This window comes from Pseudomonas sp. WMBT8, from assembly GCF_050916005.1.
Classification (GTDB): Bacteria; Pseudomonadota; Gammaproteobacteria; order Pseudomonadales; family Pseudomonadaceae; genus Aquipseudomonas.
On record NZ_CP188096.1, the window covers coordinates 3,398,719 to 3,423,960 of the forward strand.

The window sequence follows — 25,242 nt, forward strand, 5'->3', positions numbered from 1 at the left end:
GCAACCCAATGAAAAATATCCTGCTTGCACTCGCGGCCCTGGGCGCGGCGTTGAGCCTGTCCACGGCCGTTGCCGAGGATGGTGCGGCGCTGTTCAAGAGCAAACCCTGCGCTGCCTGCCACACCGTCGACAGCAAGATGGTGGGGCCGGCGCTCAAGGAAGTCGCGGCAAAAAATGCCGGCGTCAAGGACGCTGACAAAACCTTGGCCAGCCACATCAAGAACGGTACCCAGGGTAACTGGGGACCGATTCCGATGCCGGCCAACCCCGTCACCGATGCCGAAGCCCTGACCCTCGCCCAATGGGTGTTGAGCCTGAAATAAGCACAAGGAGCACGCCATGCAAGTCTCGATGATCGGTTCGGCCATGGCGTTGCTTTTCCTCATTCCCGCGCCGGTGCACGGAGCACCGGTGCCTGCGCGCCAGGTCCAGCTGGAACACCTGCTGACCCAGGACTGCGGGGCCTGTCACGGTCTGCACCTGACCGGTGGCCTGGGCCCGGCCCTGACGCCCCAAGCCCTGGCCGGGCAGACCCGCGATGCCCTGATTGCCACCGTGACCTATGGCCGCCCTGCCCTGGCGATGCCTGGCTGGGCGCCGTTGCTCAATGCCGGCGAAATTGCCTGGCTGGTGGATCGCCTCCTGCAAGGAACCCCTGCGCCATGATCCGTCCCCTGTTTGTGTGCATTGCCGGCCTGTTGCTCACGGCCTGTGTCCAGCCACCGCTACGCGGCACCGGCGACCTGGGCCTGGTGGTAGAGCGTGCCAGCGGCAGCCTGCTGATTATCGACAGCAGCCACCAGGCGCGCCTGGCCCGGGTCGAGGGGCTGGGGGATTTGTCCCACGCCTCGGCGGTGTTCTCCCGGGACCAGCGCTACGCCTACCTCTTTGGCCGGGACGGCGGGTTGACCAAGGTCGACCTGCTGACCCAGCGCATCGACCAACGCCTGATCCAGGGCGGCAACAGCATCGGCGGCGCGATCAGCCAGGATGGGCGCCTGATTGCGGTCTCCAACTACCAACCGGGCGGGGTCAAGGTGTTCGACGCGGTGACCCTGCAACAGGTGGCCGATATCCCGGCCACGCCCGTGGCCGACGGCAAACGCTCGCGGGTGGTGGGCCTGGTGGATGCGCCAGGGCAGCGCTTTGTGTTCAGCCTGTTTGATACCGACGAGATCTGGAGCGCCGATTTCAGCCAGGGCAACACCCCGGCCATCACCCGCTTCAGCGGTATTGGCCGCCAGCCCTATGACGCGCTGATCACTGCCGATGGCCGTTACTACATGGCCGGTTTGTTTGGCGAGGACGGCATGGCCCAGCTCGACCTGTGGCACCCCGAACTGGGGGTCAAGCGCGTGCTGGCCGATTACGGTCGCGGCCAGGAAAAACTGCCGGTGTACAAGATGCCGCATCTGGAAGGCTGGGCCGTGGCCGACAACCAGGCGTTCGTGCCCGCCGTGGGCCGGCACCAGGTGCTGGTGATGGACGCACGCACCTGGCAGCAGACCGCCGCCATCGCCGTGGCCGGCCAGCCGATTTTTGTCACCGCACGGCCTGATGGGCGCCAGTTGTGGGTCAACTTCGCCTACCCCGACAACGATCGGGTGCAGGTACTCGACAGTGAAACCCACCAGGTGGTCGCGGACCTGCGCCCCGGCCCCGGTGTGCTGCACATGGAATTCACCGGGCGCGGTGAGCAGCTGTGGTTGTCGGTTCGCGACGGCCAGCAGGTGCAGGTCTGGGATCCTTATCGTTTGACCTTGCTCAAGACCCTGCCGGCCGACAGCCCCAGCGGCATCTTCTTCAGCAGCCGCGCGCAAAAAATGGGGTACTGAGATGGAACTGGATGAACTGACCGCACGCCTGATCGACCGCTATCAACACGGCATGCCGCTGTGTGCCGAGCCTTACCTGGAAATGGCGCAAACCCTGGGTTGCAGCGAGCGCGAGCTGATGGCCTGCCTGCAACGCCTGGAACTGGCGGGCGCGCTGTCGCGGGTCGGGCCGGTGTTCGATCACAGCCGTGCCGGCGCCAGTACCCTCGCCGCCCTGGCTGTGCCCGCCGAGCGCCTGGAGCAAGTGGCGGCGCGCATCAGCCGCTACCCCGAGGTCAATCACAACTACGCCCGCGAACATCACTACAACCTGTGGTTTGTGCTGACCGGGCCTAATCGCCGCCATCTGGAACAGATCCTGGAAGAGCTGGAAAAGGACACCGGCCTGATCCCCCTGGACCTGCCCATGCTCACCTCCTACCGCATCGACCTGGGTTTCGCCCTGGGAGTCCACCCGTGATCGCGCCGCTGAACCATGAACAATTGCTTGACCTGCGCCAGTGCCTGGAGCGTGGGCTGCCGCGCGTGTCGCGGCCCTATGAAGACCTCGCCGAGCAGATCGGAGCCCATCACCTGCAAGTGCTCAAGCAGATGCAGCAATGGCAGGAACAGGGTCTGTTCCGCCGCGTCGGCCTGGTGCTCAACCACCGCGCCCTGGGCTATGTGGCCAATGCGATGCTGGTGCTGGATGTGCCCGATGCACTGATCGATGAAGTCGGCCAGCGCCTGGGCCGCGCGCCGGGCATCACCCTGTGCTACCAGCGGCCACGGCGCTTGCCGCACTGGCGCTACAACCTGTTCTGCATGGTGCACGGGCGTGAACGCGCAGCGGTACAGGCGCAGATCGAGGCGCTGCTGCAACAGCATCTGCTCAGCGACCTGCCCCACCACCTGCTGTTCAGCACGCGCATGTTCAAGCAATGCGGCGGGCGTTTTGCGCCGCCGCCGTCACAGGTATGGGCCCATGGATGAACTCGACCGGCAACTGATCAATCGCCTGCAACGGGGCCTGCCGCTGGTGCGTGATCCATGGCAGGCAGTGGCTGATGAGCTACGCAGCACGCCCGACGCGTTGCTCGACCGCCTGCACCTGCTGCTCGAAGACGGCGTGCTGACGCGCTTCGGGCCGATGTTCGACATCGAGCGCCTGGGGGGCGCGTTCACCCTGGCCGCCCTTGCGGTGCCCGAATCACGTTTTGAAGAGGTCGCGGCGCAACTCAACGACCTGCCGCAAGTGGCCCACAACTACCGGCGCGAGCATCCCTGGAACATGTGGTTTGTGCTGGCCTGCGCAACCTGCGACGACCTCGACCAGACCCTGGCGCATATCCACACCCTGACCGGGCTTGAGGTGCTTAACCTGCCCAAGGAGCAAACCTACCATGTCGGCCTGTATTTCCCGGTTTGACGAGAACCTGGCCCAGCGCCTGATCCATTTGACCGAAGCCGGCCTGCCGCTGGTGGAAGACCCCTGGACCTGGCTCGCCGAGCAACTGGGCATCAGCGTCGAATCGACCCTGGACCTGCTCAAGCGCCTGCAAGGGGAAGGCGCCATCCGCCGGATCGCCGCCGTGCCCAATCACTATCGCCTGGGCTACCGCCACAACGGCATGACCGTGTGGGATGTGTGCGACGAACAGATGCCGCGCCTGGGCGAGCTGATCGGCGCCCAGCCCTTTGTCAGCCACTGCTACCGCCGCCCCCGGCGCGCGGATTGGCCGTACAACCTGTTCGCCATGGTGCATGGGCGCAGCCGTGAAGAAATCGACAGTTACCGCGAACACCTGCGCTTCCTGCTGGGCGATGCCAGCCGGGCGGACGAGATGCTGGTGAGCAGTCGCATCCTGAAAAAAACCGGCTTGCGCCTGAGCTCTCCCCTCGCTCCTGCACGTGCGCGCTGAAGAAGGAACATCTTATGCTTAGGATCAGTCATTACCTGCGCACCCTGGCCGGTCAATGCCCACCACCGCGCAGCGCCAAACCGGGCAGCCAGCGCGCGCCGGTGGTGATCTGGAACCTGCTGCGCCGTTGCAACCTGACCTGCAAGCACTGCTATGCCACCAGCGCCGACAGCGTGTTCCGCGATGAACTGGACACCGAGGCCGCACTGAAGGTGATCGATGACCTGCACGAGGCCGGGGTCAAGGTGTTGATTCTCTCGGGCGGCGAACCCCTGCTGCGCGAGGACCTGTTCCAACTCAGCGCCTATGCCCGTGCCAAGGGTTTTTTTGTTGCGCTGTCGAGCAATGGCACGCTGATCGATGAAGGCAACATCCAGCAGATCGCCGCCGCACGCTTTGACTATGTGGGCATCAGCATCGATGGCTTGAAGGCCACCCACGATGCATTCCGCCAATGCGAAGGTAGTTTCGAGCGCTCGATGCACGCCATCAACCTGTGCCGCCAGGCGGGTATCCGCGTCGGCCTGCGCACGACCCTGACCCAGGAAAACCACGCGCAGCTCCCGCAATTGCTGGCCTTGATGCGGGAATACGATGTGCAGAAGTTTTACCTCTCGCACCTCAACTACAGTGGGCGCGGCAAACGCAGCCGGCAACTGGACGCGCACCAGCAGATGAGCCGCGAGGCCATGCTGATGATTTTCCAGCAGGCCTGGGACGACATCCAGAATGGCGTGGCCAGTGATTTTGTCAGCGGCAACAACGACGCCGACGCCGTGTTGTTGCTGCAATGGGTGCACCAGCACCTGCCGGAACACTACCCGCAACTTGAACACCTGCTGCATGCCTGGGGCGGCAATGCCTCGGGCAGCGGCATTGCCAATATCGACAACACCGGCGAAGTGCACCCGGACACTTACTGGTGGCAATACTCGGTGGGCAATGTGCGCCACACCTCGTTCCGCGAGATCTGGCTGGAGCGCCCCGACCCGTTGCTGCTGCGCCTGCGCCAATACCCACGCCAGATCGGTGGCCGTTGTACCGAGTGCCGCTGGCTGGGGATCTGCAACGGCAACACGCGCACCCGCGCCTGGGCCGACGGCGACCTCTGGGGCCCGGACCCCGGTTGCTACCTCAGCGATGCAGAGATCGCCCGTACACCGCCCACCTTGATTCCTTGCTCGGCACGCTGAACCACCGGCCGGCCACCTGGTGACACAACCGGGGGCCGCCAACCTGATGATGAACCAAGGAAGTCTCATGCACTCATCCCACGCATTACCCTCCGTGCTGCACAGCCCCTTCCACCCCGGCGAAGTCGCCCTGGTCGGCGCCGGCCCCGGTGACCCGCGCCTGCTCACCCTGCGCGCCTGGAGCCTGCTGATGCAGGCCGATGCGGTGGTGTTCGATCGCCTGATCAGTGCCGATCTGCTGACCCTGATCCCACTGACCTGCGCCCGGCATTACGTGGGCAAGGCCAGCGGTTATCACAGCCTCCCCCAGGCGCAGATCAACGAACTGCTGGCCGAACTGGCCCAGCAGGGGCAGCGGGTGGTGCGGCTCAAGGGCGGCGACCCGTTCGTGTTTGGCCGCGGTGCCGAAGAGCTGGAGTACCTGCTGGCGCAAGGTGTGTCGTGCCAGGTGGTGCCCGGCATCACGGCGGCATCCGGTTGCAGCGCCTATGCGGGCATCCCGCTGACCCATCGTGACCTGGTCAACTCGTGCCGCTTTGTCACCGGGCATTTGCAGCGCGACGGCGAATTGAAGCTGCCCTGGGACAGCCTCGCCGACGGCAGCCAGACCCTGGTGTTCTACATGGGCCTGTCGAACCTGGCGATGATCGCCGAGCGCCTGATCGGTGCCGGCCTGCCCGCCGACACGCCAGCGGCGCTGATCTGCAACGGCGCCCGCGCCGACCAGCAGGTGCATCGCGGCACCCTGCGCCTGCTGCCAGCCCTGGCGCTGATGTGCGAGCCCGGCGTGCCGACCTTGACGGTGATCGGGCAGGTGGTCGACCTGTTTGCCGACGCCGCCCTGCACTACCCCGCCAGCCTTGTGCCCGGCCACTTCGCGGCGTCCAGGGTGGCGGTATGAAACGCCTGTGGCTGGTGCCGCTGCTCTGGGCCAGCGCCGCCCACGGCGCACCGGATGCCGCCGCCGATTACCAGCAGCATTGCCAAAGCTGCCATGGCCTCAACCGGGTCGGCAGCAGCGGCCCGGCGTTGTTGCCCGAGAGCCTGGGGCGAATCAAGCCGGCCGAGATGCGCCAGGTGATCGAACACGGCCGCCCGGCCAGCCAGATGGCGGCATTCGCGCCGCTGCTGACGGCGCAACAGATCGACGCCCTGGTGAGTTTTCTGCAACAGCCGCCGGCCACCCCCGCGACCTGGAACGAACAGGATATCCGTAGCAGCCATCGCCAATTGGCCGACGTCAGCCAACTGCCGAGCACCCCGCAACACCACGCCGACCCGCTGAACCTGTTTGTGGTGGTGGAGTCCGGCGACCATCACATCGATATTCTCGACGGTGATCGCTTTGAAGTGCTCGACCGCTTTGCCTCGCACTTTGCCGTACATGGCGGGCCAAAGTTTTCTCCGGACGGGCGTTTTGTGTACTTTGCTTCGCGCGACGGCTGGATCAGCCTGTATGACCTGCACAACCTCAAGCTGATCGCCGAGGTCCGCGCCGGGCTCAATACCCGCAACCTCGCGGTGAGCAAGGACGGGCGCTGGGTGCTGGTGGGCAATTACCTGCCGGGCAACCTGGTGGTGCTGGATGCGCGCGATCTGTCGCTGGTCAAGACCTTACCGACAAACTCGCGGGTCAGCGCGGTGTACACCGCTCCTCCGCGCAACAGCTTTATCGTCGCCCTCAAGGATGTGAATGAGGTTTGGGAGTTGTCCTATGCGGCGCCCAGCCCGAGCTTCGAACCCCGGCGCATCCAGGCCCAGGATGTGCTCGATGATTTTTCCTTTTCACCTGACTATCGCCAACTGCTCGCCACCTCGCGCAAGGCCGGCGGCGGGCAAGTGATCGACCTCGACTCCGGGCAGGTGGTCACCGACATTGCGCTGGCCGGCATGCCGCACCTGGGCTCGGGGACTTACTGGCAGCGCAACGGGCAGTGGGTGTTTGCCACGCCGAATATCAGCAAGGGGCAGATTTCGGTGCTGGACCTCAAGACCTGGAAGCTGATCAAACAGATCCCCACGCTCGGGCCGGGGTTCTTTATGCGCAGCCACAGCAATTCGCGCTATGTGTGGAGTGATGTGTTTTTTGCGCCCGGCAATGATTCGATCCACTTGATCGACAAGCAGACCCTGGAAATCGCCCACACCTTGCGGCCCATGCCGGGCAAGACGGCGGCGCACGTGGAGTTCACCCGGGATGGGCGTTACCTGCTGTTGAGCATCTGGGATCGCGAGGGTGCGTTGATCGTGTATGACAGCCAGACGCTGCAGGAGGTCAAGCGGATTCCCATGAACAAGCCTTCGGGCAAGTACAACGTGGGGAACAAGATCGAGTTTGCTGAGGGGACTTCACATTGATGTGGGGGTGGGTGACTGGCGATAGCGGTGTACCCGCCAAGAGGGATGGTGAGTGGGCTGCAGCTATCGCGGGCAAGCCCGCTCCCACAGGGGATCTGCTTGGCCACACCACCGACCCACTGTAGGAGCTGGCTAGCCCGTTCTTGCAGGGGATCTCGCTCAGAAGGCGTAGGTAGCGCCCAGGCTAAGCACTTCGCCTTTGATCTCGGCTTTTCCTTCTAGCGACGCGGCGCCAAGACGGTCAATGTTCTTGGTCTTGAGCTTGACACTTTGCACAAACTGCCGCGAATAAGCGCCGTCGATGCTCAAGCCCGGAATCGCCCGGATGTGGTAGCCAAAACCCAGGGACGCAAATACCCGATCACCATCCGGGATCCGTGGGTCGCGGGTGGAGTTGGGGGTTGGGGTCTGGTCAAATGCCACGCCGCTGCGCAGGGTGAAGTCGTCGGTGAGGGCGTAGTCGCCACCGATGGCGTACGTCCAGGTGTTTTTGTAGTTGTACGGAATCGATACCAGGGTGCTGCCATCCGACTTCAAGGTCAGCGCCTTGAACGATGACCATTGGGTCCAGGTGGCACTCAGGCCCAGGGTCAAGCGCTCAGAAAACCGGTGGACCCAGTCCAGGGACGCATTGGCCGGGATGTCCAACTGTGCCGAGGCATTGGCACCACCGGGATACAGATGCAGGCCCGGATAGGCCAGTTCGACCAGGGTCTTGCCATCGAGTACCGGGGTGGTCATCAGGTCCCTGGAAAGTGCATCGGCGTGGATATTGTATTTACCCTCCAGCTTGTTACTGATCTTGGCGTGGTAGTTCAGGCCGAAGGTGTCGTGCAACGTCGGCTTCCAGGCCATGCCGGCAAACCAGCCCAGGGAGGTGTTGTCGACCTTGACCCGCATCAAGGCGCTGCCCTGGCCCGCCGGAAAGGGAATGTTGCCCAGGTCCGGCGACTGCGCGGCGGCGGCATACAGGTCGACGTTCTGGCTCACGAAGCCTTTGGTGTGCTGCACAATCGCACCGCCGCCCACGGCAAACTGCTCATTGACCTTGAACGATAACGAACCGGTCAGGCCCACGGTTTCGATCTTGGTGTCCACCGCAAAGTCGCGGCCTTTCCAGTCTTCGTCCCACGTCGTGCGTGCGCCCATGGGCACCACTTGGCTCAGGCCGAAGGCAAAGCGCTCGTTGAGCGGTATCACCACAAAGCCGCTCGGCACCCAGGCGTCGAAGCCGCCTTGGCCACCGTTGCCGGTACGCGGGGTGGACGTCGTGAGGCCAGTGTCCGGGTCGAATACCGTGCTGGACGCCGGATTGCCCATGTAGTCATGTGCCGAGCCTTTGTATTTGATGTCGATGTCGGCGTAGTTGAGGGTGAACTGCGAGATGCTCTGGTCAATAAATGCCATCGCCGCCGGGTTGTTGTAGGCCGCCGAGGGATCGTTCTGGAACATCGCCCCTCCACCGAACGCCCGCCCCCAGCCGGCAGTACTGGCCGTCGGCGTCATGAATGCGCCCGCCTGGACCTGACTGCCCCCGGCCATCAGCCCAGCCCACATTGCCAGGCCGAGGCATACCCGGGCCTGCTGCTTCTTGTCACTCATGCTCGACTCCTTTTTGTTATCCGCCGTACAACAGGCGCCTCTATCGAGGCGCCTGCCTTTCACGGGTGATCAGCCCTTTGCACCAGAGAGTGAGTTGCTCACGGCCCTACGCTGAGCGTCGGCACCCTGACGCTCAAGGATTGGACGGCGCAGTTGCCGGACAGCGGTTGGTTTTTACCGGTCAGGGTGCGGGTCGCCTGGTCCCATTCACCATTCAACGTACCCGCGCCGCAGTTGGATGCCGGGAATGCCACGGTCCAGCCCACGTTTGACACGGTGCCAGTGCCGGTGCCGGTGCTCGCGTTATAGCTGGTGGCGGTCAACACCCAGCCAGGAGACGGAATGTTTTTCAGCTTCGGCAGATTGCACAGGCCACCGCCGGTCAATGTGGCCGACGTCACGGTGGCGACACCACCGCTGACATTGCCGCCGAACACGATGCCGCACGAAATGGGAGCTCCCAGGGAAGATGGCGACGTTACAACAATGGTGCCTGGATCAGTGGTAAACGGGCCTTCCGGGGTGATCGACACAGCGCTGGCCATGGAAGCTGCGCCAAACAACAGAGCAAAGGAACTTATACAAACGAGGGTCTTCAAGCTTTTCATTATTTTTCCTCACATAAATAGCGAACTAAGTCGCCGGGATAATGGCCATGATCAAGCGCCCACGGTAAACCGCAAGACGCTCTTTCCAGCCAAATTCAAATTCAACTAACGATATACTTACACTTGTTTAAGCAACAACTTCCCGAGTCAAAGCCGCATTGAGTCCGCCGTAATGATTAATCGGCAGATCACTAAAAGCCAAACTTTGCGCAGGTGTAACTTAAAATCCTTGCGCGCCTCAAATGCCATGCCTGCCGCACTAAAAGCCAAGGCATAGACACTGAGCAAGGACACAGCCATTAAGTAAGCTTCAATTTAAAATTCTTTTTCAAAATTCGTATTAAATAATCTACCTGAAAAAACGCCGCACACCAGAGGGCATTTTCCATTTGCGACTAGTCCTACGAATTAGCTGTGTATGCAGTAGGAAGACCCATTAAAGCGGACACTTCAATACGCGGGTTATATGTAGAAGGATTTATACGCCGGCCTGCGCATTACCATTGGCCGCACATTTGCGCACAAAGTCTTGTACCCCGTCACAGGGCAATGCTTTGCTGAAATACCAGCCCTGGATAATCAGCTCTGCCCCGGCGTGGCCCCTGCCCGACTGCACGAAGGCCAATTGCTCGGCCGTTTCCACCCCTTCAACCACCACTCCCAGGTTCAGCGCTTCGCAAAAGCGCAACATGCCGATCAATACCTGGGCGCCCTTGGGGTCCTGCTGGGCCACGACAAAGCTGCGGTCGATCTTGATGTAGTCCACCGGGAACTGGTGCAGATAACTCAGCGCGGAAAACCCGGTGCCAAAGTCGTCGATATAGACCTTGGCCCCAATGCCCTGCAGTTTTTCGATCATCTGCCGGGTCATCTGAATGTCGCCCACCAGCGCATCCTCGGTAATCTCCACCGACACCTGGCCGTTGGCCTGGGACAGGATTTGCACCAGTTGCCGGCCATACGCCGGGGCGGTCAGGGTGGCACTGGAGACATTGATGGTGATCGGCAGCGCAAAGCCGATTTTCTGCCACTTCAGGTATTGGCGTACGGCCTGGGAGGCGACCCACAAGTCCACGTCCGGCATCAACCGGGCCTGGGCCAGCCACTGGAGGAACTCCCAGGGCGAATGCACCTTGCCTTGGCCATCGCGGGCCCGCATCAGTGCTTCGCAGCCAGTGCACAGGCCCGTCAGGGAGGACACCTGGGGTTGGTACTCCAGGTAGAACTCGTAGTCGCTGATCTGCTGGATCCTGCTCAATTCAATGGCCTGGCGTGCCAGCGCCTTGTGCGACGCCAGCACCGGGTCCAGTTCCAGTAGGCGGCCTTTTTCTTCGAGCCCGTGAAAGGTCATGTCAAATGACTTGAGGTAAACCGTACCGCCCTCTTGCGCCTGGCGATGGATCGCGCGCACGTAGGGCGCATAGACGAGCGTGCCCAAGCCCAGCAGCACCAGTTGCAACGCCACCGCAGCCAGGTCGCCCTGGGTGCTCAGGTAGGCATTGAGCAGCACCGGCGCGGTAAATGGCACGCTGGCCACCGCAGGCGAAACCCAGCCGGCCTGCACCACCAGTAACGCCAATACCGTGTTGATCACCGGCACGGCTAAAAAGGGTATGAACAGGCGCGGGTTGAGGATGATCGGCAAGCCGAACAGCAACACTTCGCTGACGTTGAACAGTGACAGCGGCAGGCTGGCCACTGCCAGCAGGCGCATGGATTGGGTCTTGGAAAACAGCAGGATCGCCAGCAACAGGCACAGGGAACCGCCAGCGCCACCAATAAAGGCAAAGCAGCCCAGCAGGCCGCCGTTCAACAGGTACCGGATCGGCTCCCCCGCCGCCAGCGCCGTGTTGTTGAGCACCACGGCCTGGTCCAGTGCGTCAAACAGCGGTTGCATCGCATACACACCATGGATGCCAAAAAACCACAGCAGCGAGTTGATCGCCGTGACAAACATCCCGCTGCCATAAGGCGACTGCAACGCATCAAGCATTACCGGGCCCTGGAACTGCACCACATGGGGTACCTGCAACAGCAACGACAAGATCACCACCAGCAGCAATGCGGTGATTGCCCCTGGCACCACCATGTTGACGGTGCCCTTGAGGTTGTGCCCCACCAGGTCTTCGTTGACCAGGCGGGTCCAGCGCCACCGATGCAGCCAGGCAATCGCCGGGACATTGATCAGTGGCGAAGCAATAGCAATAAACAGAACGAAGGTTGCCGACGCCCGTGGATAATCGCGCAGGACAAAGGTCGCAATGACCACATGCGCCAGGCACAGGAAGGCCACCGGCAACTGTGGCAAGCGGTGCTGGATCGCCAGCATATAGCCGATGGAAGCCGCCACCAGCAGCGGGATCACTGAACTGATCTTGGCGTGCAGGCCCGCCAGGAAGGCCACCAGCGGCGGGGGAAAATCGAGGATACGCGCACATTCAGACAACAGCAGGAACCCTGCCGAAACCAGCAGGCACGGCAAGATCCATAGCAAGCCTTCGCGGATGGCCCGCAACGACTCTGTGCTCGCCAAAGCCGCCAGGCGCCGGGTGAAGAAGAGTTTGAACAGCGTTTGCGCCATGATTATCTCCTTGCCCTGGGGCCATCCCAGCGGGGCCAGCCCCTCGACCAGAGTCTTCAACGATGGCTTAACGCTACACGTGCAGGCCGCGAAAATGAAAGGACTTTGCCGCGTCTGGCGGCGATGCGCCGTCTTGCGGGGCCAGTTGGCGTGCAGACAAGGGTGTAATTTCCTACGCTTTTTGAAACAATAGTGCGCTTACGGGCCTTGCGCCCACGCGTCTGGAGCAGGTTTTCGGAACCAACTGCAGCCCGCACAGGTCATCAGCTTCGTGGGTCTGTCGACCCCCAGGCCGGTATCGAACGACTCGAGCCACGGACCACTTTTACACCCAAGGGGTCGCTACGCCGACTGACCCAGGGATCTCAGGGAGATGTATTGAACATGCAACGCAGGATTTCAAATCGCGCACGACCTCTGGTTTTCACTGTAGTGCTCTGGTTGTGTGGGGTCGCCGTACTGTTTTTGATCAAGGCCGCGGTCGAAGCCGTCGAAGGGCCTATCAGCAAAACCTGGGTCGACTTGACCCTGGTGCTCGCTGCGTACCTGTTTTTCTTTATGCTCGATCCGCTGCAACAGTGGACGGCCAATCGCCTGCGTAAACGCGCCCGCCGCAAGAGCCGCTACGAACAAGCCTCGTCCTGAGGTCGGGCAACCTGTACTGCTGGAGTAACCCCTTGTCTGAACCTGGCGAAAACCTTCGGCTTGCCCTGGATATTTTCCTGGAGCAGCGCCCCGAGCTGCGCGCCGAACTGGACACGCTGAACCCCTTGGCCGCCCAGGCCAAGCGCGAAACCATGGCCCAATACCGTGCCGAACGCCTGCACGAAGCCTTTGAGGCCGAGGCCGAGGCGCAGAACCTGTTCGCCTGGGAGCTGACGCTGCAGCTGATCAGCCAGTCGCCGCAGGAGTTCGAGACCAAGCGCCTGGAAGTGCATAAGGAAGTGGCCCAGATGGCAGGCCTGGAGTGGGCTGAGTACTGTCAGTTACATGGCCTGGCTGACCGTAGCGGGTAACCTTTGCGGGCAGCGAAAACGGCATCGCGTCGCGACATCACACCATTGCCAGCGGATGCTTGCGTATCGGCGCACCGAATACCCGGTCGATGGCGTCCAGGTCATGCTCGTCGAGCACCAGCCTGGCCGCCGCCGCGTTGAGACGCACGTGCTCGGGGGTCACGGCCTTGGGGATGGCGATAACGCCGTCCTGGCGCAATACCCACGCCAGGGCAACCTGGGCCGGTGTCACCCCATGGCGACGGGCAATCTGCTTGAGGGTGGGGCTGGCCAGCAGCTGTCCACCCTGGGCGATTGGGCAGTACGCCATCAACGGCAGGTTGTGTTGTTGCCACCAGGGCAACAGATCGAACTCGATGCCGCGTTGTTCGATGTTGTAGAGCACCTGATTGGTGGCGCAGGCAGGTGATGCCAACTCTTGAAGGTCCGAGACGTCGAAGTTGGACACACCCCAGCGCCCGATTTTGCCGGCGTCACGCAGCCGTTCAAAGGCTTCAACCGTTTCTGCAAGGGGGTATTGCCCGCGCCAGTGCAGGAGATACAAGTCGATGTGGTCGGTACCCAGGCGCTTGAGGCTGGCTTCGCAGGCGCGGGGAATCCCGGCTTTGCTGGCGTTGTGGGGGTAGACCTTGCTGACCAGGAACACCTGCTCGCGGCGCCCCTGGATCGCCTGCCCGACCACTTCTTCAGCACCGCCCTCGCCGTACATCTCGGCGGTGTCGATCAGGGTCATGCCTTCGTCGATGCCCAGTTGCAGCGCAGCGACTTGTGCCGTTCGCTGTCCAGGGTCTTCACCCATACGCCAAGTGCCTTGGCCGATGACCGGAACCGGGGTACCCGCCAGATCGATGGTGCGCATGCCAACCTCCAGATAAGTGTGCGTTGCCCTAATGTGGCACTGAGCGGGCTGCGGGGTTCAATGCAAATCCGTGGGCATGCCCCGAAACGCACTGGGGCTGAGCCCCGTCCAGCGCTTGAACGCCCGGCGAAAACTGCGTACGTCACTGTAGCCGACCTCTTGGGTAATACGCTCGATGGACAACCCGGGGTTGCCCAGCAGCCCCATGGTGCGAGAGCGACGTACCTGTTCGAGCAAGGCTTCGAACGTCAGCCCATGGTCGGTCAGGCGCCGGCGCAGGGTGCGCCCGCTCATGTTCAGGTCACGGGCAACTTTTTCTAGCTGGCTGCCCTGCAAGTCGCGGGAAATGGCGCGCTCCACCGCCTGGATCAGGTCCATTTTGCGGTGCAGTTCGGCACTTTCCAGTTCCAGCAGGCCAATGGCCTGACGCAATGCCAGGGCATGGTGGTTGGGCAACGGCACATCAAGCCACCGGGTCTCCAGGACCATGCGGTTATGCAGGCAGCCAAAGCGCACATCGTCACCGAACAAACGCTGGTACTCGCCGGCATACACCGGCGGCGCATGCATGAATTCCATGCGCAATGGCTTGAACTCGCTGCCCACCAGGGTGCGACCGTAGATCATGAGGCTGGCGAAGAACTCCTCGGCGGCAAACACCTGGACCTCGGCATAAGGCAACAGGCATTCGACATCCACCATGACCTCCTGCGTGCCTTCATGGGTGCGTGAGGTGGCGATACCGCCGGAGGTGTGCTGGTGGCGCTCGCCCACGGCAAAGGCATCGCGCAAGGTCTTGCACAACGAGATGACATGCCCCAGCAGGCCCAGGGTGCCCAGCACGTTCTGATTGCCGACACACAGGCCCAGGCCCTGCTCGGGCAGGATCTTGAGGGCACGCTGGATCATCGCCACCGCCTGGCGATAGGAAATGCGTAGCGCCGGGTCTTCCAGGTCGGCCAGGGTAAACCCCAGGCCACGGCACAGATGCTCGGCATTGGCGCCCTTCTGCGCCACGACCTGCCCCAGGGTCTGCAGGAGAAAAGGCGACACCAGCGCCAATTCGTAGTGTGGATCAACGGTTTTGCTGTGCATGGATCTGCGATTCCCGACTCTATGCCCGGTTATTGTTTTAGAAACATCCTGACAATCATAGGTGCTTGCAAGGCTCGCCGCACTCTGAATGAACGGTGTCCGGCAAAGCCCCCTTATGTGGCCGCCAATACCCTGCCCACTGGGGCGCCAAGGGCTTATTTCTATGGGCGCGGCTGCGATGAGGGCCGCCGGTGCATTCATCCAACAATAATAATGAGCCCAGCCATGAACCCAACCCGCGCGCTTGCCCCCCTGCCCCTTGCCCTGGCCCTTATCAGCCTGCCGACCCTGGCCACGGAGGGCGGCGTGGACAATATCGGTCCCGGTACCGATGGCTTTTACATCCTGCCCCTGGATGTCGATCACCTGCCGGACCACATGTTCGCCTTCAACCTTTACTACAACCACTATGAAGCGACGAAACTGGACATCAGCTCCCTGGGGGGCAAAGTAGCGCAGGTAAAGATCCGCTCGGACGCGATCATCCCGCGCCTGGACTACCTGAGCCCGCTGCGGGTGTTTGGCGGGCGGCTGGGCGGCTACATTGCCCAGCCATACCTCAAGCAACAAGTGGCGCTGTTCGGCATGTCGGACCAACGCGAAAGCATGGGCGACACCACCATCGCGCCGATCATCCTGTGGGACCTGGGCACAAACCTGACCCTGGGCGCCGCCGTGGAAATCACTGTGCCTACCGGTGAGTACGATGCCTCGCGCCTGGCCAACACCAGCAACAACTTCTACACCTACAAGCCGCTGGTGTCGGTGACATGGCTACCCAACGAGCGCACTGAACTGTCGATCAAGACCACCTACAGCTTCAACCAGGAAAACCACGACACCGACTACCGCTCCGGGCAGATTTTCCACTTCGACTACTCGGCCAGCTACAAAGTGAGCGACAACGTCAGCCTGGGCATCAATGGCTACTATCTCAAGCAGACGACTGACGATAAGCAGTACGGGCGCACTGTCACCACTATCTACGGCGAAGACGTCGACGATGGGGTGCGGGGCCAGGTGTTTGCGGTGGGGCCGGCGGTGTACTTCACCTTTCTCAAGTACGCCAGTGCGGAGATCCGCTGGGCCAAGGAATTTGATGTAGAGAACCGGCCGCAAGGCGACATGTTGTGGGCCAAGCTAACGATCCCGTTTGCGTTGTAGCCGCCCTGCAACAAGGCCTTTGCCACAGGCCGGTTCCTACACAGGCGTGCGCAGTTTCAACCCGTGTAGACCGGCCAGCTGTCGACAATTTTGCCGCCGCGCACCGCCAGCAGATCGCCAAACTGCAACAGCACCGACTCAGTCTGAGTCGGGCGCAAGAACACCTGATCGTCGATGTTTAAGCCAACCCCCGGCGAACCATTGACCATCTCCTGATTGGAGCTGCGGCCATATAAGCCATTACTTTGCAGCCCCAGGGGCGACTCGAACTCAGCCATCCAGTTACCGCCATAGATAAAGAACGTCTCGCGCTGGTTGCGATCCCACCAAGACAACAACCGGGACTTGTCGTCCAGCGCCGGGATGTTGACCGCGCCGGTGCTTTTGAGCACCGGCGTGGCGATGTAGGCCGCCGGGACGTGCTCGCTGAGGGAGGGCAAATCATAATGCGTGGGTTTGAGCATGGCGGTGCCCACAGAGACTTCGCTGCTCAACTGCTCCTGCTCATGCATCCCATAGCTGGGGCTGCCAGCGGTATTGAGCGTCAGGCCATCACGCCACAACGCGGCAAACTGCTGGCGGGTAAAGTCGACAAAACCGTGGTAACGCTGCATGACCTTGTCGAACAACGCCTGGGGCGAGCCCAGGATGCCCGGCACGCCCATGCCGACAAACGGGTCATAGCCCATGAACCCTGCAAACTCCAGATGCTGGGGATGCGCACTGATCAGTCCGAGCATCTGCCCCAACACTGCGTTATCGCTGATACCGCCGCGATGCAGGCCCACATCCAGCTCGATATTGATCCGCAGCCGTGTGCCCAGGCCCTGGGCCAGCGCCAGGTATTGCTGCAGGCGCTGTGGCGTATCCAGCAGCCACTGCAATTGCCGGGCGGGGTCGAAAGGCCCCTGGTGCCCTTGATAAAACAGCTCGGCAGAACGCACCGGCAACGGCTTGCCCAGCAGGATATCGGCGTCGGGGAACACCTGGGCATCATGGTTCAGAAAGGGTTGGTGAAACGACATCAGGCGCTGTGTGCCGGCGCGCTGGGCAATGTAGGCCAACAGGCCCGGCGCAGGCAGGGATTTTTCCACCAGCCGCAGGTGCTTGCCGCCGCGTCGCACTGATTGCATCACGATGTCGATGTTGTGATCCAGACGATCCAGGTCAATCAGCAACACCGGACGCATCGGCCCATGGGCCTTGAGCTGGTGGTTCAACTGGCGAAAATACGCGCTGTACGGCGCGCCCCGGTCAGCCGGACGCAGCAGCGCGGCGCCCGCCACCAGCAAGGCTCCGGCGCCGAGGGTACCGGCCATGAAGTTTCTGCGGTTCATCAGGCAACTCCCAGGATGGATGACAGGTGCGCGTTGAGGAACTTGCCGCCGGGATCGAGGGCCTGGCGCACCCGCGCGAATTCATTCCAGCGCGGATACAGGCCCTGCAAGGTGCGGGCATTGAGGCTATGCAATTTGCCCCAGTGCGGCCGGCCGGCGTATTTCCAGAAGATCGGCTCGACCGCGGCGAAGAAGTTGTGATGGTCCATGGTGTAGTGCTGGTGCACCGAGATCGAACAACTGTCGCGGCCTTCAAACATGCTCAGGGGAATGTCGTCGGCCTTGACGTAGCGGTACTCGATGGGGAACCAGGTACGCAGGTCCTTGTCGCGGATCAACTTGAGGATTTCCCGCAGGCAGGCCGGGCCATGTTCGGCGGGCACCGAATACTCCATCTCGTTGAAACGCACATTGCGCACGTTGGCGTAGACCTCGAACGATTCGGCCACCCGGTCCTGGAAGCTGGCGAAATAGCGCAGGCTGTTGAGCAGTGTGCGGCGGGTTGCGGGGAAGTCGCTGGCATATTTGTCGAGGTTTTCGATAATCGACACGAACTCATTGCCGCCCGCCTCTGCCGGGTCGATTGGCGGGGTCGGGGCTTCGCTGGTTTCGTTGAGGGCGATGGACAACGCGTAGTCGGAATGGGTCACCACCAGCATCTCCCAGTGCTGGTTCTCCCGGGTGTTGTTTGCCACGTCCTCCAACAGCTCCTCGGTGCGGGCGATCCATTGGCGCTCCCGCAGGCGATAAGGCGTGCGGTTTTGCATGCGCACGCGGGTGGCCACGCCAAGCGCGCCCAGGGACACACGGGCGACGTTGAACACCTCGTGCTCACGCCCAGCGTCGCACTCCAGCACCTCGCCCTGGGCCGTCACCAGTTGCAGGCCGGTGACACCGGCGGAATACGAGGTAAAACCGACCCCGGTGCCATGGGTCGAGGTGGAAATGGCGCCGGCCAGGGTCTGGTAGTCGATATCTGCCATGTTCGGCAGCGCCTGGCCGACCGCCTTGAGCGCAGGCCCCATACGGGACATGGGCGTACCGGCGGCAAAGGTGGCTTGCAGGCTGCCGGGGTCGTGATCGAGCAAACCATTGAAAAAACTCAGCGACAGTAACGTGCCATCTGTCGGTACCAAGGCGCTGAATGAATGGCCCGAACCCACCGGGCGGACCTTGCCCGGGGCGTGGCGGATGACCTGCACCAACTCATCCAGGTCCTTGGGCGCCAGGCGCTCCAGGGGCAGGCAGGCTTGTGCACCCGACCAGTTGCGCCACGGGATCAAGCGCGGCGCCCGGGCCAACTGGGCCAGCGCCGGGTTGCTGCTGATTGCCAGGAACGCGCCGACTGCGGCCGAACGCTGCAACAGTTGCCTGCGTGAAAGCACCATCACCTACCCCATTATTATTGAATGTGAACACCGGCCATGAAGCTGATCAGCCCCAGGAACTGCTCCTCGGAACACTGCATGCACAGACCCATCGGCGGCATGCCCTGGTAGCCGTTGAGGGTATGGTCCAGCAGCGTGTCTGCGCCCTGGGCAACACGTGGGGCCCAGGCCTGGCTGTCGCCGGTCAGTGGCGCGCCGGATGCAGGGTTGGCGTGACAGAGTTTGCAACTGGTGTCGTAGAGCCGGGCCAGCGCCAGGTCGGTGGGCACGGCGTTGCTCGCCGTGGCGGGCGGGGGATGTTGCGGTTTGTCGTTACAGGCTGACAGCAGGCCCAGCAAGGCCAGCAGCAACCCCATGCGACGGGGGGTTGTAGACCACATAGCCACCCTCTCTTGTTGTGTGAACAGCAGGGTTCACACTAAGTCAGTGGCGGCGCGGTGTTGAGGGTATTGGGGGACACAAAGGGGGGCTTGGGCGGACAGGGTCGGGCGACCGGCGCTCCATGACAGACCGCCGGCGCCCGCGACAACTGGCTTAGAACGCCAGGCCGACCTTGAAGCCGTACTCATCGCGCTTGAGCTTGGTGTTATCGGCTACTTCGGAATCCTCATCGAGCTTGTACTCGGTGCGGGTGTAATACAGGCCGGCCATCACTGGCAGGTCGCCGTTCTGGTTCATCAGCAGGCTGACTTCGGCGTAGGGATTGGTGCGGTCCTTGAGGTCCACGGTGTCGCTGCCGATGCCGTCGACCTTGAGCTTGGCGCGGCCGTCGAGGGTGTGGCGCGCACCCAGTTCGACGCGCATGGTCATGCTGTCGAACTGATGGTTGTAACCCACCGCCGCCTTGGCAAACGGCGACTTGCTGGTGAGTTTCATGTCGTAGTCGCCAGAGTCCGGCTCATAACGGGTCCAGCTGTAGCCACCACCGACCAGCACATCGACGAAGTTGCGCGCATCCAGGGCGGCGCGCCAGCCCAGATCGAGATCGGCCTGGCCGTCCTTGAGCTTGTTGTCACTTTTCTTGCCGAACTTGGCGTCTACACCGGCCTGGTAGATGAAGCCGGATTCGGCAGTCAGCTTGTTGCCGAAGTTATAGAACACCCCGGCTTGCGGCATATGGTCCTTTTCGCTTTCGCTACCGCCTTCGAGCTTGAAGTCGTTGTAGCTGCCCAGGATACCGAAGGTGGAAATCGGGTCGGTGGACGGTGCAGCAAAAACCACGGCCGGCGCGGCAACCAGGGCCAGGACCGAAGAATTCTTGAGGATTTTTCCGAATAGTCTGGACATCGTTTTACATCTCCTTTTGAGGTGGGCAAATTATTCAGGAATCGGTTCGAACCCCCTGTTTTGCAAAAGGTTCGATTTAATTTGCCTTGGATTCGGAGGTAAAACGCTTCAGCGAAGGCTCTAGATCAAGCCTCTATACAAATCCGCATCAAGTCTGGGCCAATATTTGCGCCAGTCGCAGGCGTAGTTGCGGGTGTTCGGGTACGCGCAAACCAAACGCCTGCTGCAGCAGCGCCAACAGTTCGTCGACATCGCTGATCGTGCGTTTCTCGCTGTCGCGGCCCAGGTGATGAACCGCGTAGTTGCCATTGTTCAAGGTGCGGCGCAGCCCCGGTGCGATCAACGCCACTTTCAACTGCCTGCGAAATGGCGAGTCGGGGTGAGTGGAGACATACCAGTTGCCCACTTCATAGTCGTAGTGCGACTGCGACTGCAGGTCGAACACGTACAGCCCACGCCACTCCTCGCCTACCTGGGCCCACAGGGTGTAGCTTCCGGCATTCAAGGTCAGGCGATAGGGCTCATGGGCGGTGGCCTGTGGCGCCAGGTTGTCCAGTTGCAAGGGGCTGCTTGGCACCATGCCACCAAACCCGACATCGCTGATGTAGCGCACACCCTCAAGGGTCACCAGGCTCAGGCGATGGGTGCGCGCGGTATGCGCATCAGGCGGCCCGCCGATCACCACCCGACCGGTGATTCCTCGCGCCTCGAAGCCCAGCTCTTGCAACAAGGCCAGGAACATCTGGTTCAGTTCATAGCAATAACCCCCCCGCCCGTCGAACAGGACTTTTTGCTCGATGCTGGCCAGGTCAAGGGGCACCGGCAGGTGTGACAGGACCGAGAGGTTCTCGAAGGCGAAGGTACTGACATGGCGCAACTGCAACTGCGCCAGGGTCGCCAATGTGGGCGCGGGCGGGGTGTCATACCCCAGGCGTTGCAGGTACAGGCGGCTGTGGGTCAGGCTCGGTGAATCCTGGGACATGGCGCGATCCTTGGGCGCGGGGCGAAGGTTCCACTAATACCCGTAACCGTTGCTGCTGCCAATACTGATCTGTGGCAATGGGTCGTAGGGATGTGGCACAAACTTTCTGAACCTTTCTGAACCTAATTGCATCAACTCCATATCAAAACAGGGAGGCAATATGGGCACGGCAACGATCTACACCATCCACTACAGGCTGCACGGCGAACCCAAGTCCTTTGTGGTGCGGGCGGAGGTGATGAACAACGCCGAGGCATGGCATTGGGCCAGCTGTGATGCGGGAGTGGCCCATGTCGGGCGTATTGGCCGTCCTGGCCATGAGCGCACCAAGAAGACTACCCGGCCATGGGCGGAGAAATACGGCATCACCGAGGTTACTTGGCTCGCGCCCAAGCATTTGTAGGGGATGGTTTGTCGGCGACGGGCAATAGCCAAAGGGCCTCATCGCCGACAAACCGGCGCCTACAGTTGTGGGGGCTATTTGGGTTTCAGGTTGCCCAGGGGGTCATAGGCCGGCTGCTTGCCGGCTTTATGCTGCTTGTCCAGCGGGGCAATGGCCGGGCCGACGGGGTCAACCTGCGGGTCGGCCACGTCCGGGGAGTCTGGATCAAAACCCAGGTCGTGCTGGTCACTGGCGTGTTCCGAGGAATGCGGGCCAGCGGGCTTTTTCGATTGTTCAGTCACAGCCATCTCCTTCGCTTTGCTCACGATGCACACATTTCTTAGAGAAAACCCCGACCGTCATCGTTCAACTTTCTCACGCCCGCCGACAAACCGTGAGAAGATGCCGCGCCGCGCAATACCCCTACTTAGCTCATGGAGACTGCCCCCCGCATGTTTGAGATCAAACCTGTCGATCCGCAAACCTATCGCCAGCAGACCCGCCGCAGCACGTTGATCGTCGCGGTGATCTTCATCGCCCTGGCCATGCTGTTGTCGAGCCTGGCGGTGATGTTGTTTGGCGAGCCTGGCGGCGACAACTTTCGCTTCAATGTCGGCGGTGTGGTGGCGGGTGTGGTGCTGACCATCGCCCTGGTACGTGGCCCGCTATGGTCACAGGCTTGGCTCGCGCCGGCGATCTATGGCTGGCAGCTCAAGCGCAGCCTGATGCGGGTGACCAATGTGATGCACAAGGTGACCGAGCGGGTACAGGCCAACGATCCGACGGCGATGAAGCTGCTGCGGTTCTATCACCTGGGGCTGACGCAAATGCACGAGCTGGACGCCAATACCAGCGCCCAGGCACAACTGGTCGCCGAGGTCGAGAAACATAAGGCGCAGATGAAGGCGCTGGGGATCAAGGCCGAGCAAACACGCCTGGATCCAGCGTGGTTGAAGGCCTTGAAAGACAACTGATCGCTAGCCGCTCTCGGCGGCAAGCGGGTCAGGCGCAGATCGCGCTGAGGTCCAGGTGACCGTCCTTGAGTGGCGGGCACCAGTAGTAACCACCGGTCAACGGCGTGCTGATGCGGTACAGGCCGTCGACAATCCCGTCTTCCAGGCCGCTCATGCGGCGCAACTGGGCTTCAAAGGCATCGAAGGAATGGCCGAACGCGAGGAACATCAACCCCGCCTGGCCGTTTTCGGCCCAGGGCATGGAGCGGCGCACCACAAAGGCTTCGGGGGTGAAGCTCTCCTGGGCGGTGCGCTTGACGTGGGCCGACTCGGGGGCGTCGTCCAGCTCTTCGTTATCGCCATGGCGACGCCCGATGATGTGGTCACGCTCCTCGGCCGGTAAGGCGGCAAACCCGTCCAGGTCATGTTGCCACTGCTGGATCGCGGCAAAGCTGGCGCCGCTGCCGGCGACGGCGGCTTCGATTGCCGCGTCGTCGTGGGGGTTTTCGGTGCCGTCTTCGTAGTCGGTCAGGTCAAAACCGGTCTTGTAGCGGAAACCTTCAGTCATCTGCACCAGGCGAAACGCCGGCGCCAGGGCCTTTTCAAAGGCCCGGCTGCGCAACAGCAATTCACCACGGTCTTCACCATGCAGCCAGCACCACAGCGCCTGCTGGGTGGACGGGTTGTTGGCACCGGGCGCCGAAACGTGTGGGAAGCTGCGCAGCCCTTCGATGCGGGCGCCGAGTGCATTGACCAGCGGCTCACCCAACCCCACCACCACTGCCGAGTCGGCCAACTGTACCAGCGCGTCGAGCGCAGCCGGCACCGCGTCGATGGACTCGATGGCAAAAAACAGATGGCGTGCCTGCAACGGCACCGGTGCGGCAAGAATGCCCGGCTGGTACTGACTCATATGAACTCCTTCAAGAAAGCCGCGTAGTTTACCCGGCACAGCCCCACTGTGCGTAGGGAAATACGTGTAAGCCTTGCAACAGAGCCCTCGGATGGAGGAATCTCTGACTCAAGCTGTGCAACCACTCCAGGGGTAGCGACATGACCACCAATCACCTGCTTGCCAATCTGTTTCCCACCGCCAATGACATTCCCGAGCAATTTCGCCTCGCCGCCCCCATCGAACAGCGCGACTACCTGGTCGACGGCCAGTTGCGCATCTGGAACGGTCCCTTGGCCCAGGTGCGCAGCCCGGTCCAGTTGGCAGGCGCTGAAGGCGACACGCCAGTGATTATCGGCAGCACGCCCTTGCTGGACGCCGAAACCGCCCTGCTCGCCCTCGACGCAGCAGTGCGGGCCTATGATCGTGGCCAGGGTCAATGGCCTACGATGCGGGTGGTCGAGCGTATCCAGCATGTCGAGGCGTTTTTGCGGCGCATGCGCGAACAGCGCGATGCCGTAGTGAAACTACTGATGTGGGAAATCGGCAAGAACCTCAAGGATTCACAGAAAGAGTTCGACCGCACCTGTGACTACATCACCGACACCATCAACGCCCTCAAGGAGCTGGACCGCCGCTCCAGCCGCTTCGAGCTGGAACAGGACACCCTGGGGCAGATCCGCCGCGTGCCCATGGGCGTGGCGCTGTGCATGGGCCCTTACAACTACCCGCTCAATGAAACCTTCACCACGCTGATCCCGGCGCTGATCATGGGCAACACCGTGGTGTTCAAGCCGGCCAAGCTCGGCGTGCTATTGATCCGCCCGTTACTGGAAGCGTTCCGCGACAGCTTCCCGGCCGGGGTCATCAATGTGATCTATGGCAGCGGGCGGGAAACCGTCAGTGCGCTGATGGCCAGCGGCAAGGTGGATATCTTTGCGTTTATCGGCACCAACAAGGCGGCCAGTGATTTGAAGAAGCTGCACCCGCGCCCCCATCGCCTGCGTGCAGCCCTGGGGTTGGATGCGAAAAACCCCGGCATCGTGCTACCAGAGGTCGACCTGGATAACGCAGTCAACGAAGCACTCACCGGTTCGCTGTCTTTCAACGGCCAGCGCTGCACCGCATTGAAAATCCTGTTTGTGCATGAGTCAGTGGTCGAGCGCTTCATCGAGAAATTCAACCAGAAACTCGCCACCCTCAAGCCGGGCATGCCATGGGAGGACGGCGTCTCACTGACGCCGGTGCCGGAAGTGGGCAAGGTGGATTACCTCAACGGCCTGGTGGCCGATGCCGTGCAACACGGGGCCAGGGTGGTGAACGCCAACGGCGGTGCCAGCCGTGGCTCGTTCTTCTACCCGGCGGTGCTGTACCCGGTGAACCCGCAGATGCGCGTGTATCACGAGGAGCAGTTCGGCCCGGTGGTACCGATCGTGCCCTACCGCGATCTGGACACGGTGATCGACTACGTCCTGGAATCGGATTTCGGCCAACAGCTGAGTATCTTCGGCACCGACCCGGCACACGTCGGGCGCCTGGTGGACACCTTCGCCAACCAGGTGGGCCGGATCAATATCAATGCCCAATGCCAGCGCGGCCCCGACACGTTCCCGTTCAATGGCCGCAAGAACTCGGCCGAGGGCACGCTGTCGGTGCATGACGCCCTGCGGGTGTTCTCGATTCGCACCCTGGTGGCAACCAAGTTCCAGGACAACAACAAAGCACTGATCAGCGATATCATTCGCGACCGGGCGTCGAGTTTCTTGACCACCGACTATATTTTCTAAACTGCTCCCATGTCGGAGCGGG

Annotated in this window: 28 protein-coding genes; 16 read left to right on the forward strand and 12 right to left on the reverse strand. The window is 62.0% G+C overall.

The features are described 5' to 3' along the window. Positions 1-8 precede the first annotated feature (8 nt). The 10 genes from ACO77H_RS15625 (at position 9) to ACO77H_RS15670 (ending at position 7,287) form a co-directional block, all read left to right on the forward strand. Positions 9-323: a c-type cytochrome gene (locus ACO77H_RS15625; protein ID WP_170041267.1), complete on the forward strand. Its 315-nt coding sequence runs from the start codon at positions 9-11 to the stop codon at positions 321-323. 16 nt (positions 324-339) lie between these two features. Continuing rightward, complete coding sequence (locus ACO77H_RS15630; protein WP_432754228.1) at positions 340-666, forward strand: c-type cytochrome; 327 nt, start codon at positions 340-342, stop codon at positions 664-666. Next, a complete protein-coding gene (locus ACO77H_RS15635; protein WP_170041266.1) occupies positions 663-1,835 on the forward strand; it encodes a cytochrome D1 domain-containing protein in 1,173 nt (390 codons plus the stop codon). Before ACO77H_RS15630 ends, ACO77H_RS15635 begins: the two co-directional genes overlap by 4 nt. 1 nt (position 1,836) lies before the next feature. Beyond that, positions 1,837-2,295 (forward strand): Lrp/AsnC family transcriptional regulator, encoded by a 459-nt coding sequence (locus ACO77H_RS15640; protein WP_169864180.1) that lies wholly within the window; start codon positions 1,837-1,839, stop codon positions 2,293-2,295. Next, entirely contained in the window at positions 2,292-2,807 is a 516-nt protein-coding gene (ahbB, locus tag ACO77H_RS15645) for a siroheme decarboxylase subunit beta (RefSeq protein WP_169953109.1), read from the forward strand. The genes ACO77H_RS15640 and ahbB (ACO77H_RS15645) overlap by 4 nt, the downstream gene beginning before the upstream one ends. Continuing rightward, a complete protein-coding gene (locus ACO77H_RS15650; protein ID WP_169953107.1) occupies positions 2,800-3,243 on the forward strand; it encodes an Lrp/AsnC family transcriptional regulator in 444 nt (147 codons plus the stop codon). The genes ahbB (ACO77H_RS15645) and ACO77H_RS15650 overlap by 8 nt, the downstream gene beginning before the upstream one ends. Beyond that, positions 3,218-3,736 (forward strand): siroheme decarboxylase subunit beta, encoded by a 519-nt coding sequence (ahbB, locus tag ACO77H_RS15655; RefSeq protein ID WP_169953105.1) that lies wholly within the window; start codon positions 3,218-3,220, stop codon positions 3,734-3,736. Before ACO77H_RS15650 ends, ahbB (ACO77H_RS15655) begins: the two co-directional genes overlap by 26 nt. 14 nt (positions 3,737-3,750) lie before the next feature. Beyond that, the gene (nirJ, locus tag ACO77H_RS15660; RefSeq protein ID WP_169953103.1) at positions 3,751-4,929 is read left to right on the forward strand and encodes a heme d1 biosynthesis radical SAM protein NirJ; all 1,179 of its coding nucleotides are present in this window, start codon (positions 3,751-3,753) and stop codon (positions 4,927-4,929) included. Between the two features lie 67 nt (positions 4,930-4,996). Further along, entirely contained in the window at positions 4,997-5,830 is an 834-nt protein-coding gene (cobA, locus tag ACO77H_RS15665) for a uroporphyrinogen-III C-methyltransferase (RefSeq protein ID WP_432754229.1), read from the forward strand. Next, positions 5,827-7,287 carry a cytochrome D1 domain-containing protein gene (locus ACO77H_RS15670; RefSeq protein ID WP_432754230.1) on the forward strand — a complete coding sequence of 487 codons (1,461 nt, stop codon included), beginning with the start codon at positions 5,827-5,829 and terminating at the stop codon, positions 7,285-7,287. Before cobA ends, ACO77H_RS15670 begins: the two co-directional genes overlap by 4 nt. Before the next feature lie 159 nt (positions 7,288-7,446). Here the strand turns inward: ACO77H_RS15670 and ACO77H_RS15675 are convergent, their stop codons facing one another. From ACO77H_RS15675 to ACO77H_RS15685, 3 genes are all read right to left on the reverse strand, one after another. Continuing rightward, entirely contained in the window at positions 7,447-8,889 is a 1,443-nt protein-coding gene (locus ACO77H_RS15675) for an outer membrane protein transport protein (protein ID WP_432754231.1), read from the reverse strand. Positions 8,890-8,987: 98 nt separating this feature from the next. After that, a complete protein-coding gene (gene praB, locus ACO77H_RS15680) occupies positions 8,988-9,497 on the reverse strand; it encodes an alkane oxidation protein activator PraB (protein ID WP_169953093.1) in 510 nt (169 codons plus the stop codon). Between the two features lie 478 nt (positions 9,498-9,975). Next, positions 9,976-12,078, reverse strand: coding sequence for an EAL domain-containing protein (locus ACO77H_RS15685; protein ID WP_432754232.1), 2,103 nt, complete (start codon positions 12,076-12,078; stop codon positions 9,976-9,978). A 432-nt stretch (positions 12,079-12,510) separates the two neighbouring features. Here ACO77H_RS15685 and ACO77H_RS15690 point away from each other — a divergent pair, with 432 nt between their 5' ends. Further along, entirely contained in the window at positions 12,511-12,723 is a 213-nt protein-coding gene (locus ACO77H_RS15690; RefSeq protein ID WP_346266482.1) for a hypothetical protein, read from the forward strand. Between the two features lie 32 nt (positions 12,724-12,755). Then, positions 12,756-13,094 (forward strand): DUF6388 family protein, encoded by a 339-nt coding sequence (locus ACO77H_RS15695; RefSeq protein WP_169953087.1) that lies wholly within the window; start codon positions 12,756-12,758, stop codon positions 13,092-13,094. Positions 13,095-13,131: 37 nt separating this feature from the next. Here the strand turns inward: ACO77H_RS15695 and ACO77H_RS15700 are convergent, their stop codons facing one another. Further along, positions 13,132-13,953 carry an aldo/keto reductase gene (locus ACO77H_RS15700; protein WP_169953085.1) on the reverse strand — a complete coding sequence of 274 codons (822 nt, stop codon included), beginning with the start codon at positions 13,951-13,953 and terminating at the stop codon, positions 13,132-13,134. Positions 13,954-14,010: 57 nt separating this feature from the next. After that, positions 14,011-15,048: an AraC family transcriptional regulator gene (locus tag ACO77H_RS15705; RefSeq protein WP_432754233.1), complete on the reverse strand. Its 1,038-nt coding sequence runs from the start codon at positions 15,046-15,048 to the stop codon at positions 14,011-14,013. Positions 15,049-15,273: 225 nt separating this feature from the next. Here ACO77H_RS15705 and ACO77H_RS15710 point away from each other — a divergent pair, with 225 nt between their 5' ends. Beyond that, a complete protein-coding gene (locus ACO77H_RS15710) occupies positions 15,274-16,212 on the forward strand; it encodes a SphA family protein (protein ID WP_432754234.1) in 939 nt (312 codons plus the stop codon). A gap of 56 nt (positions 16,213-16,268) precedes the next feature. Here ACO77H_RS15710 and ACO77H_RS15715 read toward each other — a convergent pair whose 3' ends face one another. The 5 genes from ACO77H_RS15715 to ACO77H_RS15735 all read right to left on the reverse strand — a co-directional run bounded on the left by ACO77H_RS15715 (position 16,269) and on the right by ACO77H_RS15735 (position 21,206). Beyond that, positions 16,269-17,480: a DSD1 family PLP-dependent enzyme gene (locus tag ACO77H_RS15715; RefSeq protein WP_432755762.1), complete on the reverse strand. Its 1,212-nt coding sequence runs from the start codon at positions 17,478-17,480 to the stop codon at positions 16,269-16,271. 68 nt (positions 17,481-17,548) lie between these two features. Then, on the reverse strand, positions 17,549-18,877 hold the full coding sequence (locus ACO77H_RS15720; protein ID WP_169953311.1) for a D-arabinono-1,4-lactone oxidase: 1,329 nt from the start codon (positions 18,875-18,877) through the stop codon (positions 17,549-17,551). Between the two features lie 74 nt (positions 18,878-18,951). Further along, positions 18,952-19,317, reverse strand: coding sequence for a c-type cytochrome (locus ACO77H_RS15725; protein ID WP_432754235.1), 366 nt, complete (start codon positions 19,315-19,317; stop codon positions 18,952-18,954). A 154-nt stretch (positions 19,318-19,471) separates the two neighbouring features. Next, positions 19,472-20,224, reverse strand: a complete 753-nt coding sequence (locus ACO77H_RS15730; RefSeq protein WP_169953077.1) for an outer membrane beta-barrel protein — start codon at positions 20,222-20,224, stop codon at positions 19,472-19,474. 148 nt (positions 20,225-20,372) lie between these two features. After that, the gene (locus ACO77H_RS15735; protein WP_169953075.1) at positions 20,373-21,206 is read right to left on the reverse strand and encodes an arylamine N-acetyltransferase family protein; all 834 of its coding nucleotides are present in this window, start codon (positions 21,204-21,206) and stop codon (positions 20,373-20,375) included. 160 nt (positions 21,207-21,366) lie between these two features. Between ACO77H_RS15735 and ACO77H_RS15740 the strand changes: the two genes are divergently transcribed. After that, positions 21,367-21,609, forward strand: a complete 243-nt coding sequence (locus tag ACO77H_RS15740; RefSeq protein WP_169953073.1) for a DUF6555 family protein — start codon at positions 21,367-21,369, stop codon at positions 21,607-21,609. Between the two features lie 74 nt (positions 21,610-21,683). On the opposite strand, the gene ACO77H_RS15745 is transcribed toward ACO77H_RS15740, so the two are convergent. Beyond that, entirely contained in the window at positions 21,684-21,890 is a 207-nt protein-coding gene (locus tag ACO77H_RS15745) for a DUF6021 family protein (protein WP_346266872.1), read from the reverse strand. Between the two features lie 150 nt (positions 21,891-22,040). On the opposite strand from ACO77H_RS15745, the gene ACO77H_RS15750 reads away from it, so the two are divergent. After that, positions 22,041-22,562, forward strand: a complete 522-nt coding sequence (locus tag ACO77H_RS15750) for a DUF3087 family protein (protein WP_170041256.1) — start codon at positions 22,041-22,043, stop codon at positions 22,560-22,562. A gap of 28 nt (positions 22,563-22,590) precedes the next feature. Here the strand turns inward: ACO77H_RS15750 and ACO77H_RS15755 are convergent, their stop codons facing one another. Next, positions 22,591-23,454: a Dyp-type peroxidase gene (locus ACO77H_RS15755; protein ID WP_169953067.1), complete on the reverse strand. Its 864-nt coding sequence runs from the start codon at positions 23,452-23,454 to the stop codon at positions 22,591-22,593. Positions 23,455-23,594: 140 nt separating this feature from the next. On the opposite strand from ACO77H_RS15755, the gene ACO77H_RS15760 reads away from it, so the two are divergent. Continuing rightward, entirely contained in the window at positions 23,595-25,220 is a 1,626-nt protein-coding gene (locus ACO77H_RS15760; RefSeq protein WP_432754236.1) for an NADP-dependent glyceraldehyde-3-phosphate dehydrogenase, read from the forward strand. Positions 25,221-25,242: the final 22 nt, after the last annotated feature.

What these genes read in the sequence shown, in the direction of transcription:
- ACO77H_RS15630 (WP_432754228.1), top strand. Translation starts at nt 340, where the DNA reads ATGCAAGTCTCGATGATCGGTTCGGCCATGGCGTTGCTTTTCCTCATT.
- ACO77H_RS15725 (WP_432754235.1), bottom strand. Translation starts at nt 19,317, where the DNA reads ATGTGGTCTACAACCCCCCGTCGCATGGGGTTGCTGCTGGCCTTGCTG.
- ACO77H_RS15700 (WP_169953085.1), bottom strand. Translation starts at nt 13,953, where the DNA reads ATGCGCACCATCGATCTGGCGGGTACCCCGGTTCCGGTCATCGGCCAA.
- cobA (WP_432754229.1), top strand. Translation starts at nt 4,997, where the DNA reads ATGCACTCATCCCACGCATTACCCTCCGTGCTGCACAGCCCCTTCCAC.
- ACO77H_RS15675 (WP_432754231.1), bottom strand. Translation starts at nt 8,889, where the DNA reads ATGAGTGACAAGAAGCAGCAGGCCCGGGTATGCCTCGGCCTGGCAATG.
- ACO77H_RS15625 (WP_170041267.1), top strand. Translation starts at nt 9, where the DNA reads ATGAAAAATATCCTGCTTGCACTCGCGGCCCTGGGCGCGGCGTTGAGC.
- ACO77H_RS15650 (WP_169953107.1), top strand. Translation starts at nt 2,800, where the DNA reads ATGGATGAACTCGACCGGCAACTGATCAATCGCCTGCAACGGGGCCTG.
- ACO77H_RS15730 (WP_169953077.1), bottom strand. Translation starts at nt 20,224, where the DNA reads ATGTCCAGACTATTCGGAAAAATCCTCAAGAATTCTTCGGTCCTGGCC.
- ACO77H_RS15760 (WP_432754236.1), top strand. Translation starts at nt 23,595, where the DNA reads ATGACCACCAATCACCTGCTTGCCAATCTGTTTCCCACCGCCAATGAC.
- ACO77H_RS15670 (WP_432754230.1), top strand. Translation starts at nt 5,827, where the DNA reads ATGAAACGCCTGTGGCTGGTGCCGCTGCTCTGGGCCAGCGCCGCCCAC.
- ACO77H_RS15740 (WP_169953073.1), top strand. Translation starts at nt 21,367, where the DNA reads ATGGGCACGGCAACGATCTACACCATCCACTACAGGCTGCACGGCGAA.
- ACO77H_RS15640 (WP_169864180.1), top strand. Translation starts at nt 1,837, where the DNA reads ATGGAACTGGATGAACTGACCGCACGCCTGATCGACCGCTATCAACAC.
- ACO77H_RS15635 (WP_170041266.1), top strand. Translation starts at nt 663, where the DNA reads ATGATCCGTCCCCTGTTTGTGTGCATTGCCGGCCTGTTGCTCACGGCC.
- ACO77H_RS15755 (WP_169953067.1), bottom strand. Translation starts at nt 23,454, where the DNA reads ATGAGTCAGTACCAGCCGGGCATTCTTGCCGCACCGGTGCCGTTGCAG.
- ACO77H_RS15685 (WP_432754232.1), bottom strand. Translation starts at nt 12,078, where the DNA reads ATGGCGCAAACGCTGTTCAAACTCTTCTTCACCCGGCGCCTGGCGGCT.
- ACO77H_RS15705 (WP_432754233.1), bottom strand. Translation starts at nt 15,048, where the DNA reads ATGCACAGCAAAACCGTTGATCCACACTACGAATTGGCGCTGGTGTCG.
- ACO77H_RS15710 (WP_432754234.1), top strand. Translation starts at nt 15,274, where the DNA reads ATGAACCCAACCCGCGCGCTTGCCCCCCTGCCCCTTGCCCTGGCCCTT.
- nirJ (WP_169953103.1), top strand. Translation starts at nt 3,751, where the DNA reads ATGCTTAGGATCAGTCATTACCTGCGCACCCTGGCCGGTCAATGCCCA.
- ACO77H_RS15750 (WP_170041256.1), top strand. Translation starts at nt 22,041, where the DNA reads ATGTTTGAGATCAAACCTGTCGATCCGCAAACCTATCGCCAGCAGACC.
- ahbB (WP_169953105.1), top strand. Translation starts at nt 3,218, where the DNA reads ATGTCGGCCTGTATTTCCCGGTTTGACGAGAACCTGGCCCAGCGCCTG.
- ACO77H_RS15735 (WP_169953075.1), bottom strand. Translation starts at nt 21,206, where the DNA reads ATGTCCCAGGATTCACCGAGCCTGACCCACAGCCGCCTGTACCTGCAA.
- praB (WP_169953093.1), bottom strand. Translation starts at nt 9,497, where the DNA reads ATGAAAAGCTTGAAGACCCTCGTTTGTATAAGTTCCTTTGCTCTGTTG.